The 17,046-nt window shown below is 42.5% G+C and carries 17 protein-coding genes; 12 read left to right on the forward strand and 5 right to left on the reverse strand.

From position 1 onward, the window contains the following. Positions 1-643: 643 nt before the first annotated feature. The 12 genes from G614_RS35255 to G614_RS0125050 all read left to right on the forward strand — a co-directional run bounded on the left by G614_RS35255 (position 644) and on the right by G614_RS0125050 (position 11,877). Positions 644-946, forward strand: coding sequence for an EFR1 family ferrodoxin (locus G614_RS35255; RefSeq protein ID WP_207637867.1), 303 nt, complete (start codon positions 644-646; stop codon positions 944-946). A gap of 163 nt (positions 947-1,109) precedes the next feature. Continuing rightward, on the forward strand, positions 1,110-2,033 hold the full coding sequence (locus tag G614_RS0124990; protein ID WP_155245161.1) for a DUF2268 domain-containing protein: 924 nt from the start codon (positions 1,110-1,112) through the stop codon (positions 2,031-2,033). Further along, positions 2,023-2,787 carry a MerR family transcriptional regulator gene (locus G614_RS0124995; protein ID WP_022202503.1) on the forward strand — a complete coding sequence of 255 codons (765 nt, stop codon included), beginning with the start codon at positions 2,023-2,025 and terminating at the stop codon, positions 2,785-2,787. The genes G614_RS0124990 and G614_RS0124995 overlap by 11 nt, the downstream gene beginning before the upstream one ends. 57 nt (positions 2,788-2,844) lie before the next feature. Continuing rightward, the gene (locus G614_RS0125000; protein WP_022202504.1) at positions 2,845-3,159 is read left to right on the forward strand and encodes a winged helix-turn-helix transcriptional regulator; all 315 of its coding nucleotides are present in this window, start codon (positions 2,845-2,847) and stop codon (positions 3,157-3,159) included. Positions 3,160-3,516: 357 nt separating this feature from the next. Beyond that, positions 3,517-4,887, forward strand: a complete 1,371-nt coding sequence (locus G614_RS0125005) for an ATP-binding protein (RefSeq protein WP_027644037.1) — start codon at positions 3,517-3,519, stop codon at positions 4,885-4,887. Positions 4,888-5,152: 265 nt separating this feature from the next. After that, the gene (locus G614_RS0125015) at positions 5,153-5,866 is read left to right on the forward strand and encodes a MurR/RpiR family transcriptional regulator (protein ID WP_022202507.1); all 714 of its coding nucleotides are present in this window, start codon (positions 5,153-5,155) and stop codon (positions 5,864-5,866) included. Between the two features lie 134 nt (positions 5,867-6,000). Beyond that, positions 6,001-6,303: a DUF6506 family protein gene (locus G614_RS0125020; RefSeq protein ID WP_022202508.1), complete on the forward strand. Its 303-nt coding sequence runs from the start codon at positions 6,001-6,003 to the stop codon at positions 6,301-6,303. Then, positions 6,290-6,739 carry an ABC transporter permease gene (locus G614_RS29480; RefSeq protein WP_080664623.1) on the forward strand — a complete coding sequence of 150 codons (450 nt, stop codon included), beginning with the start codon at positions 6,290-6,292 and terminating at the stop codon, positions 6,737-6,739. Before G614_RS0125020 ends, G614_RS29480 begins: the two co-directional genes overlap by 14 nt. 180 nt (positions 6,740-6,919) lie before the next feature. Continuing rightward, complete coding sequence (locus G614_RS0125035) at positions 6,920-7,612, forward strand: response regulator transcription factor (RefSeq protein WP_027644040.1); 693 nt, start codon at positions 6,920-6,922, stop codon at positions 7,610-7,612. Continuing rightward, positions 7,609-8,661, forward strand: coding sequence for a sensor histidine kinase (locus G614_RS0125040; protein ID WP_027644041.1), 1,053 nt, complete (start codon positions 7,609-7,611; stop codon positions 8,659-8,661). Before G614_RS0125035 ends, G614_RS0125040 begins: the two co-directional genes overlap by 4 nt. A gap of 112 nt (positions 8,662-8,773) precedes the next feature. Further along, a complete protein-coding gene (locus G614_RS0125045; RefSeq protein ID WP_027644042.1) occupies positions 8,774-9,439 on the forward strand; it encodes an ABC transporter ATP-binding protein in 666 nt (221 codons plus the stop codon). A gap of 14 nt (positions 9,440-9,453) precedes the next feature. Further along, positions 9,454-11,877 (forward strand): ABC transporter permease, encoded by a 2,424-nt coding sequence (locus G614_RS0125050; RefSeq protein WP_027644043.1) that lies wholly within the window; start codon positions 9,454-9,456, stop codon positions 11,875-11,877. A 228-nt stretch (positions 11,878-12,105) separates the two neighbouring features. On the opposite strand, the gene G614_RS0125060 is transcribed toward G614_RS0125050, so the two are convergent. The 5 genes from G614_RS0125060 to G614_RS0125080 form a co-directional block, all read right to left on the reverse strand. Beyond that, complete coding sequence (locus G614_RS0125060; RefSeq protein WP_027644044.1) at positions 12,106-12,747, reverse strand: RpiB/LacA/LacB family sugar-phosphate isomerase; 642 nt, start codon at positions 12,745-12,747, stop codon at positions 12,106-12,108. Positions 12,748-12,789: 42 nt separating this feature from the next. Continuing rightward, entirely contained in the window at positions 12,790-14,058 is a 1,269-nt protein-coding gene (locus tag G614_RS0125065; RefSeq protein ID WP_027644045.1) for a TRAP transporter large permease, read from the reverse strand. Between the two features lie 4 nt (positions 14,059-14,062). Continuing rightward, positions 14,063-14,566, reverse strand: coding sequence for a TRAP transporter small permease (locus G614_RS29060; protein WP_044918929.1), 504 nt, complete (start codon positions 14,564-14,566; stop codon positions 14,063-14,065). Positions 14,567-14,642: 76 nt separating this feature from the next. Then, positions 14,643-15,728, reverse strand: coding sequence for a TRAP transporter substrate-binding protein (locus G614_RS0125075; RefSeq protein WP_027644046.1), 1,086 nt, complete (start codon positions 15,726-15,728; stop codon positions 14,643-14,645). Between the two features lie 294 nt (positions 15,729-16,022). Continuing rightward, positions 16,023-16,718 carry a FadR/GntR family transcriptional regulator gene (locus tag G614_RS0125080; protein ID WP_027644047.1) on the reverse strand — a complete coding sequence of 232 codons (696 nt, stop codon included), beginning with the start codon at positions 16,716-16,718 and terminating at the stop codon, positions 16,023-16,025. Positions 16,719-17,046 lie beyond the last annotated feature (328 nt).

A 17,046-nucleotide genomic window follows, 5' to 3' on the forward strand; every position in this document is an offset into this window, starting at 1 on the left:
AGATATAAACCTCACTGTATCTTTCCTTGGCAAAAAGTATAGCAAAAGTTGTTTTGGTTTTCAATACGCTTTTTCTGCTAGAGACAAGAGCCCAATATCCAAATCTTACATTCCCCCTTGACAATAGCTTTATAAAAATCACTTTGATAGTTTAATGCTAAATCGTCCATACATCTTCCTCGTTCCGATAGTCTGTTTGGACAATTATATCATGGAATATATTCAAAATGAAGATGTATTTTTTCATTCAAGGGAATATTTATAAAAAATCAAGTATATTGGCTAAGGGCAGACATTTGTTCTGTCCTTTTTTATTGCACTATCGTATCAATAAGCGTTTCTAATGCACTTACTACATTTTGATATAGTAAGGGTTCGTCAATATAGAGTATATCAGACCACGCACAAAATTCGTCATAAAATTCTGTCAATTCTTCTTTTATTTCTGTATAATTCGGTGGTTCAAGGTCTGAAGGATTAACCGCTGGCTGCGGCTGAAATACAATTGCCAAAATTAGACGGATACGATTCGGTTCGCAGATATCTGCAGGATGCCATAAGACCACCCAAAACGTTAAGGGACTGGCTGGTGTTCTATGAGGCTGTCACAGGTTAGAGATTTTATAGAAAATATAAAAAAGAATTGGACATAATAAACTTCTATCATAACATACGGATTAAAAAAGCAGGTTTAACTGATATGGGATATCAAATTTCAAATAGCTGTATATCATGTGGAAAATGTAAAATGATATGTCCGGCAAAAAATATAGAAATAATAAATGGATTTCCCAGCTTTCAACATCGTTGTCAACAATGCATGGCATGTATACAGTTATGTCCTCAAAATGCAATTAATTATAAGAATAAAACGCAAAAAAGGCAGCGTTACCACAATCCCAATATATCAATTCAGGATTTAATTCATTTACAAAATAATGATTAAAGAATATGAATCTTGTGTGTATATGAGAACGAAATAAATTTTATGTTTGAAGGTATTTGGTTTCATAAAATCAAAAGCAAAATCAAAAGCAAAAGACTATTGACTTTGACGTTCCGTCATACCGTAGAATAAAGTTACCAACTATTGAAAGGAAGTACGAAACATGAGCATTATTAAAGTACAGCCGGTTCGTTCTGACGGGGTCTATAAAAAAATTATGGAGGCTCCGTTTTGCAAAAAGAACGATATTTACCGTTATGAAATGATGAAGCCTTTTGAAAAGAAATGGGCCTGCTACAATGTGCCAATGAAGGCTGTACAACCGAATGGCTATGATGTCATTATGGCAAGTGGTATGTTGGGCTTTCTTCTGCCAGAAAAAATTGATGAAAAATCGGCGGAAAGCATTATCCTACTAAGAGACAACCAATTTTGGAACAACTGCCAAAAATCAATCGAGCGTTCTTTAAAGTGTTTTACTGATGCAGAAATTGAGTTGCCAATAAAAGAATATCTCTACACCATTTTGCTGGCTGATCCAGAAAACCCTTATTCGATTATGAATGACAATTACTGTGGTGATGGCGGTATTCCCGGATACATTTTTACATGGCTTGTTCCATCTGAACACACAAAGCGCAGACTTCCCGTAGCGTTGGCACATGAAACAAATCATAACGTCCGTTTCCAGTTTATTAAATGGCACAATGATATTACTCTTGCTGAAATGATGATTAGTGAGGGCCTTGCTGAAAACTTTGCTACCTACCTATATGGTGAGGAAAATGTTGGGCCGTGGGTAAGCAAGACAGATATGGAAACTTTGAATGGATATATCAAGCCTATCATAAGGGAAGGTCTTGATGTGCAGGGCTTAGATAACCTGACAGCATATCTATATGGTGATGAAATGGCAAAAATGCAAAACTATTTTCCTGTTGGTTTGCCCTATTGCGCTGGATATGCCTGTGGCTATCATATGATAAAATATTATTTACAAAAGACGGGTAAATCTATCATTGAAGCTACTCTAACACCCGCTGAAGAAATACTGAAAGAAGTGGAGGAATTTTGGAATGAGGTCTGAAAAAATGACAGTACATGAAGTTGCAAAGCTAACCGGCATTACGATACGGGCACTACATTACTATGATGAAATTGGCTTACTGGAACCCGCCAAGGCAGATAAAACAAAATATCGTTTGTATACTGAAAATGATTTAGAAAAACTACAACAGATTTTGTTTTACCGCGAAGTAGGCTTTTCATTAAAAGAGATCAAAGAACTGTTATCGGCACCTGCATATAGTAAACGAGAAGCATTAGAAAGACATTCAGAATTGCTTAAACTTAGAAAAAAGAAAATAGAGGAACTTATCTGTTTAGTTAATGATACTTTGGCTGGAAAAACCGACTATTCCTTTACGGCATTTTCTAACTCTGAAATTTCCGCTCTACAAGAGAAATATAGAAATGAGGTCATTGAGCGTTGGGGTAGTACACATGAGTATCAAGAATTTTCTACATTATTTTCAGCCAAGGCCGAAAAAGAAAGGAACCAAAAATGGAACGATTTTCTGATACGTTCCCAGGACATTTTTGAACGGTTGGCTGAATTCCAAGGTGAAGAACCTACATTACCTGCTGTTCAATCCATTGTTATCGAATGGCAGGAGTATATTTCTGAAAACTTCTACCCTTGCTCGGATGATATGTTGATGTGCTTGGGCGAAGTCTATCAAACTGATAAACGATTTTCGGACTATATCAATAGATTTGCCACATGGAATATCGCGGAGTTTTTCGGAGAGGCAATTAAAGCACATTGTCGTAATAAATAATAATCTATAACCAGGATAATCCCGGGTGAGAATACCTACTTGTCTGGAGTTATAAAAATGAAAATTCGTGAGACATATACTTGTCCTTTAGAATTAGTACATGATATTACAAAGGGAAAATGGAAAACAATCATTATTTTTCAGCTCAGGAATGGGATATCAATGCTGTTAGAACAATTACAGGAACTAAAGGAATTTGGGCTGGTTGATAAAAATTCTTATGAAGGTTTCCCTTTGAAGGTTGAATATTTTTTGACTGAGAGAGGCAGAAAAATGTTGGCAGCGATTAAAATAATGCAGGACATAGGCATTGAATACATGGTGGAGCATGGCATGACAGACTTTCTGGATCAAAAAGGAATATCTTATTAGTGTATGCACGAAAAAGTAAGTAATTTACATGAGCTTCATTTTCCTGTATGATTCTTTCAATAAACTGTATTGTTCATAGAAAGGGAACGAAGAAATCCTCGGTCAATTATATTCAGCATATAGTGATTTAAGACGAGGCCAAAGTGTGCAGATGACGACAATAAGTGTCAACAGTAGGGAAAAATGGGAGATAATTAAAATAGATTGTACTTGTTTTCAGATATTGGATGCTGATATAATGATATCCAAGGAGCACCCTGTACGCCCCTTAAAGAAGGTGCGAGGTTTGCGACTTATGCTCTGCGGCAATGCTTTGTGTAAGAAGTATCTGTAATGAGGAAAGAAAAGGGGATTACCATGTATTTAAAACGAGATATATATGAGAAATTGCTTCTTTGGAAAAACCAGAATACCGGAAGGGTCCTGGAATTGGAGGGCGCCAGACAGGTAGGAAAAACCTTTATACTAGAAAAGTTCGCCAGGGAACAGTATGACCAATTTATCTATATTAATATGATTGGAAAATCCGGACAGGATTTCCTGGGTTACTTTCATGAAATATATGAAAACAGAAATGCGGTACGCAGCCAGCCTCTGCATCAGGTGATAAAAGCCTACGATCCGGAATTTAAGGATGATAAGTCAACCGTGGTAGTGATTGACGAAATCCAGGAATCCGCGGCCATATACAGCAGGATCCGGGAGTTTGCACGGGAGTTTGCCTGTGACTTTATTGTAACCGGCAGTTATTTGGGCCGAACCCGTGAGAAAGGTTTTTTCTTATCCGCAGGGGATACGGACAACCTGATTTTAAATACGCTTTCATTTCCTGAATTTTTAGAGGCATTTGGCCTGCGTGAACGATACGAACAGCTATCATTAACCGGGGAAAGCTCCCATGAGTGTTACGATGAGATAAACCGGCTTTTTGAAATTTACTGCCAGATTGGCGGCTATCCCAAGGTGGTGGAGACGTACCTGGAGACAAAGGATATCAGTCAGTGCCGCGCACAGGTGGAAAAAAATGTTGAAATATTTATTCGTGAATCCTCCAGGTACTTTGAAACAGCTCTTGAATTGGACTTGTTCGGCAAAATGTTCTCGGCCATTGCAATTTCTCTGGTGAAAGAGAAAAAGGGGACGGACGATTTTGTAACTGATTTTTCTAAGATAGTCTTTAAAGAGGAGAGCGGGAAGATCTCAAAAAAGATGGTGAATGCAGCCATCAGCTGGCTGTATTTATCCCATGTTATAGGCTATTGCAGCAAGAGTATTGACTGTAACCATCTGGACCTGGTTGACAACTGCCGGTTCTATTTTCTGGATCTTGGTGTCGCTGCCTATTTTTTGCGGAGGACCGGCGAAACACGGGACACCATCCGAGGAATCTTATGTGAAAACTTTGTCTACCTGGATATCTTAAAAAGAATAAAGACTACAGATACCATTGCAGGTGACGCTCCCTGGTTTGCTGTTTACCGTGCGACCGGAGGAGAACTGGATTTCTACGTAAGAAGCCTTCTTGATTACAAAAACTATGGACTTGAGGTAAAGGCCGGCAGGAATACCGGAAAAACAGTCAGCCGGCTTCTGGTCGATGGAAAGCTGGATTATGTATATTATCTCAAGGGAGACACTTATGGAGGAATTGCTGAGGGTAAGCTGATAACGGTTCCGATTTATCTGGTGAATCGAATACATTTTAATCTGGGTGACCAGCAGAGTTAATGGAAAAGCATCGCTTTATCTTTCGGGTCGTCCGTGGCCTCCAGGAGCCTGTACACCTCATCAGCCGTAAGGACTGTGGGAAGCTATCCCTGACGTCCTGGCAGACTGCTTTTTTAACGGAAAATACTGCGCCACAGCCTCGACAGGCCATCGCGCAGCGATTTTGTTCAATTAAAATTGCCAGTACAGCAAAAATATGAGCTATCTGTAATTGTAGAATTGTTTTAGTTAAGCTATAATAATTTTGTGATAGGGAGGCGGTAGAATGTTCTCGTATGAAGAAATTCAAAAATTTAACGAAACAGAAATTTTGATTTATAAATTTATCATTTCTAATATCGAAAAAATTCCGTATATGACAATTCGAGAATTAGCAAGTGATATACACATTTCAACTTCAACATTATTGCGTTTTTGTAATAAAAATGGTTTTGAAGGATATTCCGAATTTAAGAAAGCTATAAATGATGAAATACATCTCCTTAAAACACAACCGCCTTTAGAAGATTTGCAGGAGCTTAATCTTTTCTTCCAAAGGACAAATTCAAGTGCATTTGAGAGGAAACTTTCGTCGGCTATAGAAATAATAAAAAATTCTGATTATCTGATTTTTATTGGAAACGGCTCATCAGGCACTTTGGCAAAATACGGGGCGCGGCTTTTTTCCAATATGGGGAAGTTTTCTGTTGGATTGGAAGATACCTTTTATCCAATTGAAACATATTCTTATAAAAATGCAGTGATTATTGCATTATCAGAAAGCGGGGAAACCAAAGGTGTAGTTGATATGGTTCGGCAATTTCAGCAAAAAAAATGTATGGTTTTAAGTATTACCAATGCACCAAACAGCACGTTAGCCCAAATATCTGATTGGAGTTTTTCATATAATATAAAGGAACAACGTGTGAATGGAGATTATAATGCAACCACACAGGTTCCAACCTTATTTATTTTAGAATGTCTTGCGAGAAGAATATAAAGAAACAGCCTGTTACTTTGTTTGTAACAGGTTGTTTTGTACCATTAAAGCAGGAGGTGTAATAATAAGCGAATAATAAATCACTGATATTATTCAAGAAACTATACTTAAAACAATTTCACAGGAGGTTTAGAATGAAAGTAAACGCAGCATTTATTTTTGTCGCACCAGAAGTAGACTACAAGAAACATAGAACAGTTATAAATACGCCAACAGTCAACTTGACAGTTGTTGGGGTTAAAAACTATTCTGAAGCCGAAACTGTTGCGCGGGAACTATCAGAACATGGAGTAAAAGCAATAGAACTATGTGCAGGGTTTGGAAATGAAGGTATTGCGCGTATTAGTAAAGCTGTAAAAGGAATGGCAAACGTTGGTGCAGTAAAATTTGACCTTCACCCTGGATTTGATTTTAAAAGTGGAGATGAATTATTTTAATAAGCGCGTAGCGATAATGCCTACCATCGTGCTTCTTTCCCGATTTATGGCAACAGCTTCAGATGGGGCAACCCATACGCTTCTTAATTTTTCTGCAAACGTCATCTGGAACAATCTGGTTTTAATCTATCCTGCAACAATCGTTCTGATTGCTGGATATATGATTGATCGGGAACGGACGGACCACACTCTGAAAAACATTCTGACAATCCCTATTTCCTTTCGGAAGATGCTGATAGGAAAGTTGGTTGTCATTTCCCGGATTTTCTCTGGGTGGTATGGTACAGATGCTTTTTCAGATGGCTGGTATCAATCTGATTTCTTACATACATCGGGACTTACCTTAATCGGTTATCAGGATGGAAGCAGTGCCCCCACTGGAAACGTCTTGTTAAGTATAGTGTCCATCCTGTTTCCGCATACATCGTATAGTTGAATTATGGAATGACTTAATATGTATTGACGTATAGTTTATAATTCACATTTTCTGCCTTGTCCTGTCCCAGGGGCTGTCCTATAATAAGTGAAAGGCATTTTTTGAGAAAATCCATCCGCTGTAACATTTCGCGGACATTTGCCTGTTATACTATCTGCAAAAAGCAAAGGAAGTGACAAGATGAAGCAGATTTTAATTGTCGAGGACGACAGTTTTTTGAATAAGATGTTGGCGTATAATCTGACCGCAGATGGCTACTTTGTGACCGCCGCCTTAAATGCCAGAACCGCCGTCGAAGCCCTCCGCCAGCGGGAATTTGACATGGTGCTGCTGGACATCAACCTGCCGGACGGGAACGGGTTTGAATTGTGTAATCTGGTAAAGCCCCAGCACCCGGACACCATAGTCATTTTCTTAACCGCCAACGATCAGGAGAGAGACCAGATACGGGGCTATGAGGTGGGCGCGGTGGATTATATTACAAAGCCCTTTGTAATCGGGGCCTTGCAGCGAAAAATCAAAGCCATGTTCGCCATGCTGGAACACCACAAGCCCGCAAAGGACTTTTACGATGATGGGCGGCTGTTTCTGGACTTCTCCGAGCAGGCCGCTTCCCTCAACGGCGAGCCCCTGTTGCTTACCCCGATGGAATATAAAACATTGAACCTGTTTTGCAAACACCCGAAGCAGGTCTTGACCCGCGGACAGCTTTTGGAAAAGCTGTGGGATATAGACGAGAAATTTGTGGACGAGCATACCCTGACAACCTCCATCAGCCGGATTCGCGGCAAGATTGAATCCGATGGCGGCGCGCCCTACATCAAGACTGTTTACGGCATGGGCTATCAATGGACGGGAGGCGAGGCAAAATGAAGCTTAAAACCCTCTCGGTAAGGCGGCTGTTCCGATGGGTGGCAATCGGGCTGACCCTCTCCATGACCGCCATCACTGTACTTTTATTTCTTGTGACAAAGCATGTGGCGGCGCTGTTTGCAGGCGGGGGGATGCTTCTCTGCGCCCTTATCTGGCTCTTTGTGTTGACACAGGCATTTGGGAAGCGGCTTTCCCTCTTTACATCTGATCTGTGTCAGACCCTTGACCACATGATCGCCGGGAATGAAGCGCCAAAGCGCCCGGAGGATAGTGAAACCCAGCTTGCCAGAATCGGCCACCGGCTGACCCGGCTTTATCAGATCATGCAGGAGAACCGCCGCAGGGTGGACGAAGAACGGCAGGAGTTACAGACCCTTGTATCAGATATATCCCATCAGGTGAAAACGCCGGTGAGCAATTTGAAAATGGCAACGGACACCCTGCTTGCAAAGCCCGTGACCGAAGCGGAGCGCACCAACTTTATCCGGGGAATCCGCGCCCAGACGGATAAGCTGGACTTTCTCTTTCAGGCGCTTGTGAAAACCTCCCGGCTGGAAACGGGCGTTATCCAGTTGGAGAAGAAACCGGGCCGCCTCTTTGACACCGTGGCACAGGCCATGAGCGGCATTGTCTACGGGGCGGAGAAAAAAGAAATCACCGTGTCGGTGGACTGCCCGGAAGATTTGACCCTTTCCCATGACAGCAAATGGACAGCCGAAGCATTGTTTAATCTGTTGGACAATGCGGTGAAGTACACCCCGGCAGGCGGAAAAATCTCTGTGTCCGTGATTCAATGGGAAATGTATGTGGAGATCAAAGTAGCCGACACCGGCAAGGGCATTTCCGAAAGTAATCAGGCTGCCATCTTCCGGCGCCTTTACCGGGAGGAAGAGGTACACGAACAACAGGGCGTGGGGATTGGTCTGTATCTGGCCCGTGAGATTGTGACACGGCAGGGCGGCTACATCAAAGTGGTTTCGGAGCCGGGGCGGGGGTCGGTATTTTCCATTATGCTTCCCCAAGATAGAAAGCGGCGGATGGCCTTATAAGCTGCCCGCCGTAAATTTTTGAAAAGTTTGTCCGTTGTAACATTTCGCGGACATTTGGGTTTTACAATGTCCTTATCAACAGGCAGGAAGCCTTGAAAGGAGTTTTTTGAATATGAGCGTTTTACAAACGATTGACCTGAAAAAGTATTACGGCACAAAGACGAACATCACCCGAGCCCTTGACGGCGTGAACTTCTCCGTGGATGAGGGCGAGTTTGTGGCCATTGTCGGAACTTCCGGCAGCGGAAAATCCACCCTGCTTCACATGATGGGCGGGCTGGACACTCCTACCAGTGGAAGCGTGATCGTCCGGGGTGAAGAACTGGCAAAGAAAAATGATGAAGAACTTACGATTTTCCGACGCCGCAACATCGGTTTTATCTTCCAGAACTATAACCTTGTTCCCATTCTGAATGTGTATGAGAATATTGTCCTGCCAGTGGAACTGGACGGGGACATGGTAGATGAGCACTTTTTGGAGGAGATTGTTTACCTGCTGGGGCTGGAAGATAAACTCAAAAATATGCCGAACAATCTCTCCGGCGGCCAGCAGCAGCGTGTGGCAATCGCCCGCGCCCTGATTACTAAACCGGCTATCGTACTGGCTGACGAGCCGACCGGTAACCTTGACAGTAAGACCAGCGCCGAGGTATTGGGGCTTATCAAGCGCACCAGCGCGGAGTTCCACCAAACCGTTGTGATGATTACCCACAATAACGACATTGCCCGCCTTGCAGACCGGATTATCCGTATTGAGGACGGCAAGATTGTGGATTAAGGAGGTGGCACGCTATGACATGGCCTTTTGAGAATGATACAAGCGCTATTACAAAAAAGCTGGCTAAAAACAGTTTGAAGTCCGGAAAAATGAGAAACCTTTTGATTATCCTAACGATCTCGCTTTCCATCGCATTAATGTCTGGACTGGCTCTCTATATAGCCTCCATGCAAACCGCAAATAGTCGGCAACTGGAAAATTTGCAGCAAGTATTTTTTTACGACATTACAGAACAGCAATGTGATACGCTTCGGCTGGACAGCCGCATTTCGGAAATGAGGGTTACAAAGTACGGCAAGCGTTCTGAAATTGAAAACTATGTAATCTGGCCGATGTATATTGAGCAATCCGAGGGAAAAATTCAAAGCGCAGAAATTTCCGAGGGACAATACCCATCGGCTGAAAACGAGATTGCCGTTGATGTGTCTTACTTAGAACGGATTGGAGAAAACCTTGAGATTGGTGATACAATTTCGTTTTCTTTTTATGACGGAACACAAGAATCCTTTGTACTTTCTGGTCTTACAGATACCGGCTCTACTTCTGATGTGTACCCGGTTTATTTCTCTGAACAATATGCGGAAACCGGAGGCCAACTGAAAGATACTTTGTTTGTAGCCGCTGCACAGATACAAGAAGCAAAAAGTATGACGGCAAATGAATTTCTTGATACCATTCATGCGATTGGAGCGGATTGCGGTATTGAACGACCGAGCATTGGTGAAAACAGTGCTTTTGTCCAGTCTTTGACCTTTAATCCGAAAAATATGCTTATTGCCGTTTGCATTGGCCTTGTAGTTCTATTTGCCGGCGTGGTGGTGATATACAGTATTTTCTATATCTCCATCATTAACCGTATTCAGTATTTTGGACAGTTAAGAACCATCGGAACCACTGGAAAACAGATTAAAAGAATCGTAAAACGGGAGGGTACTTTACTATTTTGTATAGGCGCGCCATCGGGGTTAGCCATGGGCTCAATTTTTGCGTGGATTCTCAATTCAGAGGGATGGTCATGGATAAACTTTCTCATTTGGGGTGCATTGATTATCTTGGTAGAGTATATCGCCGTTTTATATTCTATTAGTAAGCCTGCTAAAATTGCAAGTAAGGTATCACCTATTGAAGCATATAAAACAAAAGGAGTTTTGCAAAAATTCAAGACGCCTAAGCACCTGTTCAGGAGGATTACTCCTTTTTCGATGGCAAAAATGAACACTTCCCGCAACAGAAAAAAGTTCCTTATGACTTCTTTCTCTTTGGCAATCAGTGGAATTATCTTTATGGTTGGTTCTACCTTTTTGACTTCCTTTAATCAGGAGGCTTATGCCAGAAATGGAATTATGGAACATGGCGAAGTTAGGATTTATTTATCAGAAAACGCTGCACAAGTGAATGAACAGGGATATGCAGGAATACAAGTCAACAATCCGCTCAATGATACTTTTGTGCGGGAAATTTCCCGGGTGAACGGAGTAAAAGAAATCATACCTTTTGAGAAGCTGTACTGCACATTTGAATATAATGGCCGTCGTGACGATGATTTTATTGTTCCCTTTACGGAAGAAGAATTTACTCATTTATCAAAGTATATTGAAACGCAAGACCGGAGCTATTTGGATATTGTAGAAAACAAGGAAATCTTTGTCTTAAAGAATGACGCTGTGGAAGAGATATACGGCTGGAAATTCCAGCCCGGCGACACTATAAAATTTGAATGGTTTGACGGCACAGAATACCGCGAAGATGTATTCTCCATTGGCGGTGAAATTACAAGTGAAAAAGCATACAGCAATCCAGAATGTTTTACTGCCCTCGGTGTATCTGGCTGGTTTATAATGCCTGACGAGCTCGTTCATACAATGCTGCCGGAAAGCTGCAATATCAATTCGGAAGTGCTTCTCTCGACAGAATGGGATTCCAAAGAGTCGGAAATCACGCAACAGTTGAAGGCAATTATTGCCAACTCAGATGATTTGCAAATGCGCACCTTGAGAGATTCTATCAATAGCAAGGCAGGAATGTATAACACGCTTTTAACTTCAATCATTGGCATTAGCATTTTTATCATGATGTTCAGCCTGATCAGCCTTATCAATACTCTGGTGACAAATATTATGACCCGCAAGCGGGAATTGTCGGTTTTACAGTCTATTGGCATGACAAAGCGGCAGCTCAATAACATGGTTCAGTATGAAGCCGGATTGATTGCTGTATGGAATATCATTATCACTCTGTTAGTAGGTGGATTTTTAGGGTTTATGCTTATTTGGGGACTGAACAGTATTGGCATGAATTATTTGCACTGGGCGTATCCGATATGGTTTGCACTCTTGTATGCGGTTGTTGTTCTTGTGATGCCAGTGATTATTACAAAGGCAGCAATCTATTTTCTCCAAAAGAAATCCATTGTGGAGAGATTGCGCGAAATTGAATAAAACGATTGGAAATGTCCAAACAAGGTGGTACACTATGACATGGCCTTTTGAGAATGATACCAGTGCCATTACGGCTGAACATCTATTATTTCTGGACGGCAGCCACAGCATTCTCAGAAAAAACGGTTTTTCCTTCGGAGAGAAAACATATTTTATATCGACTAATTTAAATCGTTTATTAGGAAGGCGCTAAATATGTGTCATTCAGCGCCTTTCTATACTTAAAGTTTATTTTCTCAGTACACCCTTCAAATACTCCGCAATTTCCTTCACCTGGCAGTTTTCGAAGAAATATTCCTGAAATTTCTCGCCGCTGATTGCGGCTTTTAAAACTTCCTGGTCAATGGTCTTTAAAATTGTCATAATATCTTTGTGGGTAATTTCCTTTATGTTGTCTAAAATCTTCTTGTTTCTCTGTTCTGGAATTACCCGTTCTTTAGGATACCCGCCGCCGCTCTCACAGCCAAACAGTTTTTCGAAGATGTACTGCAGTCTCAGTTCTGCACCCCAACCAAAACCTTTGGCGAATGGAAGGGCAATGGCATTGCCGTCATTAATCTGGGCAAACATGTATGCATCTTCGGAATCCACGATATGTCCGCACAGTACCCCCGGAAATGCGTTGCAGGCCAGCATAGCGCCCTCACCGGTGCCGCAGCCAGTAACCACATAGTCAGCAGCCTTTGCGTTTAACAGAATAGCTGACAGCAGACCGCACATAACATATGTAATCTGTGCCTCGTCCTCAGCGGTATACATGCCGTAGTTGTATACAGTGTGGCCCATTGGCTCTACGATTTTCTTTAAGTTCTCACAGATCATACTATTCTTGCCGGCTTGACTGTTTTCATTTATTAATGCGATTTTCATACTTATTTTCTCCTTTTTATGATTGATGAGTTTAGCAAATATTTATTTTACCAGAAGGTTGGGCAGCCATATAACGATATCCGGGATATAGGTACACATTAGTAATACAATGATTAACGGTGCCAGGAACGGTATAATGGATCTATACAGCTTATCAAGCTTGATCTTAGCTACGTCGGATATGACGAACAGACATACACCAAAGGGCGGGGTTACCTGGCCAATCATCAGATTCAGTACCATGACAACTCCAAAGTGTACCAGATCAATATTCAGATCCTTGACAATAGGCAGCAGTACCGGAAGCATCAGGGTTAGGATCGCCCCTGGTTCCATGAACATACCCAGTATCAGAAGTACCACATTAATGATAAGCAGAATCACTTCAGGATTGCTGCTGATTCCCAGAATAAAGTCTGCAATAGCCTTGGAAGCCCCCTCCTTCACCAGTACATAAGTGAACAATGTGGAGGTTCCGATGATAAAAAGGGTGTTAGCAGAGGTGATAGCTGATTCCAGCAAACAGTTTTTGAATGCTTTCCAATCTATGGTGTGATATACCACCACTGCAATCACCAGGGAGTAGGCCACAGCGATGCTGGAAGCTTCTGTAGGAGTGAAGCATCCAGAGGTGAATCCAGCCAGGATAATCAGTGGAGTGATCAGGGACAGGATGGAGCCAAAAAACTGCTTGATTAGCGCTATTATATCGAAAGGATGACGCTTAAACTTGTATTTCACTGCAAAGATAAAAACCAGAACCATCAGGGCAACCCCCATGAGAAGGCCAGGCAGTACGCCGCCCATAAACAGCTTTGCCACACTGACACTGGCAGTAGCACCGTATATAATCAGCGGAATACTGGGAGGAAATATAGGCCCGATTACCGAGGAGGCTGCCGTTACCGCGCCGGAAAAATCATCCCGGTATCCATTCTTGGTCATAGCTTCCATCTCAATGGTGCCGAGGCCGCCAGCATCCGCAGCAGCGCTTCCTGACATGCCTGCGAAAATGATACTGGCTACAATATTGGCATGACCCAGGCCGCCTGGAATCCAGCCCACCAGTTCCTTGGCGAAACTGAAAATCTTGTCAGTAATCTTACCGGCGTTCATCAGGTTTCCTGCCAGGATAAACAGAGGGATGGCAATCAGGAGATAGGAGTCAACACCTGTTACCATCTTCTGGCCAATGACCATCATAGGATAATCCAGGACCAGACAGCCCAGGACCGCACTGGCTCCGATGGAGATGCTGATGGGTACTCCAATCAGCAGTAATATTATAAAAGTGATGAAAAATATTGTCATTTTATCATCCCTCCTTTACTGTTGTCTTCTGGTGTTTTAACATAATCCGCTCCAGAAGCTGATAGATGGTTTTAACTGCAATGAATCCGCCTGCGATTGCCATAGGAAGAAAATGCCAGGCCTTCGATAAGAACTGCATAGTTGAAAAATGGCTGGTACTGTTGATTTTATACATGCCTGCGTAGGCCACGATCATGACAATGCCAAGGCCCAGGCTGAAAATCTTGTTGATGAACCAGAATATGTTCTGCACATTCCTGGGAGCCCGTACATAGAGCATGTCCAGAGTGATCAGACGATCCTTGTCATAAAGTACAATGATGCCCAGAAATGCCATCCACATAAACAGGAATCCGCAGGCTTCCGTTGATGCACGGAAAGACTTGTTCAAGAAGTTGCGCAGACACAGCTCGTAGAGCATGATTCCTACAATGCCTGCCACCAGAAGCATTAGGACAGCGGAAACAATTCTCACGAAAATGTCTGTGATTTTCTTATATATATTCACTGTAATCACTCCCTTGAAGTTAAGAGGGGCTGCATCCCGGGCGGGAGTGGAGCCCCTGTTTTGTCAGTCAGTCTTATTATTTAGCTAAGATTTCATCCAGGATCTCCTGGTTGAACCAAGGCTCGTTGGCATAACGCGCATAGTATTCCTCGCCGCCCAGCTTATCCTTGAAACTTTGGATATCAGGATTTTCGTCAAACTCCACGCCCGCCTCTTTTAAAGTTTTGGTTGCAGTTTCATTATCAGAAGCGATGGTATCAAAGGAGTATTTGGCGGCAGCTTTAGCCTGTTCTTTTAAGATCTTCTGATATTCGGCTGGAAGCTTGTCGAATGAATCAGAGTTGACAGCCATAGTGCAGCCCATCCACATATAGTTGATAAAGCTAAAATACTTGATATCATCGTAGGTGGCATTGGCTACCAGATGATAGGTGGCATTGTCCTGGCCTTCTGCGGTGCCGTTGGAAAGTGCAATTGCCAGTTCGTTTAAAGCCAGGGCTACTGGGTTGGCGCCCAGGGTCTCCCAGCAGTCCAGATACATCTGGCTGGTGGGAACACGCAGCTTCAGTCCTTCTACATCAGCAGCAGTATGTACGGCTCGATTGGTGGTGGATACCTGACGCATTCCGTTGTCGCCCTCTGCCAAATAAACCAGGCCGGTGGAAGGAAGGTCTGCGAAGATCTTTTCACCGATTTCCCCGTTTACAACCTCGTAAGCCTGCTCTGCACTGTCAAAGATAAAGGGCAGATCCAGGATTTTGGCCTTGTCATAGAACTCTGTAAAACCGGAGGTCCCTGCAAAAATGATATCAATAGTACCCATACGCGTGGACTGAAGAGCTTCAGCATCGTTGCCCAGCTCACCGGAGTGGTGCGCATCCAGGGTGATTTTGCCGCCGGAAGCCTCCTCAACCAGCTTTTTGTATTCGAGTATGGTCTTAGTAGGAACGGAATTTTCGTTACCGGGAGAATATAAGGTCAGTGTAACAGGTTCTAATGCATCTAGATTGGATGCAGCTTCGCTGGATCCATCGGCAGGTTTGTCAGCTTCTGTAGCGGTAGTGGTGGAATCAGTAGTGATCTCGTTTTTGCTTGATCCGCCGCAGCCTGCTAAGGACAGCACCATGGCAGTGGATAGAGCAATAGATAACATTCTTTTCATTTTAACCCTCCTGAAAATAGTAAATTGTATGATTGTATGATGTCTTATGCGCTAACAATATTATAACATGATAAGATTGGTTGTCTATGCATAAAAGATATAAAAATACATGAATATTTTGTGCGATATGCACAAAAATGTGTCAGCATAAAGACTCACATCCGCATAGCGGGTGGTTTTCAGTTTCGCATGTCTCCATTTCTTGCCTGAGAAACTCCGACATACTCAACAGGCTAAAGCCTATAACAAAAAATCCCAGCGATATTGGCAGCATTGCCATATCACTGGGCTTCATTATTTTGTAGTGGATTTTTCCAGATCAGTTGCAATCAGGCTCAAATGTTCCTGCATATTTCGCTCGCCTGCCGCTGCATCTTTCGTCTTAAAGGCATCCAGAATCATCTGATGGGGAAGAATGGCATTTTCCGCATTCTGAGGGATATAGAAGGTTCTGCTTCGGAAATTCTTCATATTCTTTTCAACTTGCTTGCTGATGCTAATCAGCAGTTGGTTGCGGCTGTATTCCACAATATCAGCATGAAACTTCTCATCATAAATCACGATGTTGGGAACGTCCTTGTTATTCACTGCGGTGATGAATTTCTGGTGAAGACGTTCAAGATGAGCTACGTCCTCGTCGGAGCAGCGCTCTATGGCAAGACGCACGGACAGAGGTTCAATGGCCATACGGACTTCCAGAAAATCTTTGGTCTCTACCTCATTTTCTGTGAACCACTGCATAATGTCGCCCAGTTCCACTTCAGAAGTCCTTGCGGCAAATGTACCCTTGCCGGGTCTTAATTCCACATAGCCAGTGGCTTCCAGCATCCGTAAGGCTTCTCTCACAGTACCACGGCCCACTTCCAATTGTTCGCACAATTCTTTTTCCACAGGTAATTTATCTCCTACGGATACTTCACCGGAAAACAGATATTCTTTTATCTTTTCAACTACCTGCTGAACAACAGGAACCCGTTTTACTGACTCCATGAGAATCCCCCTTTATGTTATAGTGTACTTTAATTGTCTTAGAGTAATACATCATACAATTTAATGTCTTTATATCCTAATACCAAAGCATGGTTTTGTCAATATGGAATCTTAATGTTTGTAACTATCTGGCTGATTTATGATAATGTCCTTATATACCGCACATGATTATGTCCCATTCCAAGATGTGATGGTATACTTATCCCTCATGACTATGAGACAGATTGAGGAGACTTGAAATGAGAAAGGTACTATTATCGATGAAGGCAATGAGCGGCGTTGCCGGTGCTCATAAATAAACTTTTTTAGGACATTTTCAAAAATGCTT

It is taken from the genome of [Clostridium] clostridioforme AGR2157 (assembly GCF_000424325.1).
GTDB classification, from domain to species: domain Bacteria; phylum Bacillota; class Clostridia; order Lachnospirales; family Lachnospiraceae; genus Enterocloster; species Enterocloster clostridioformis_A.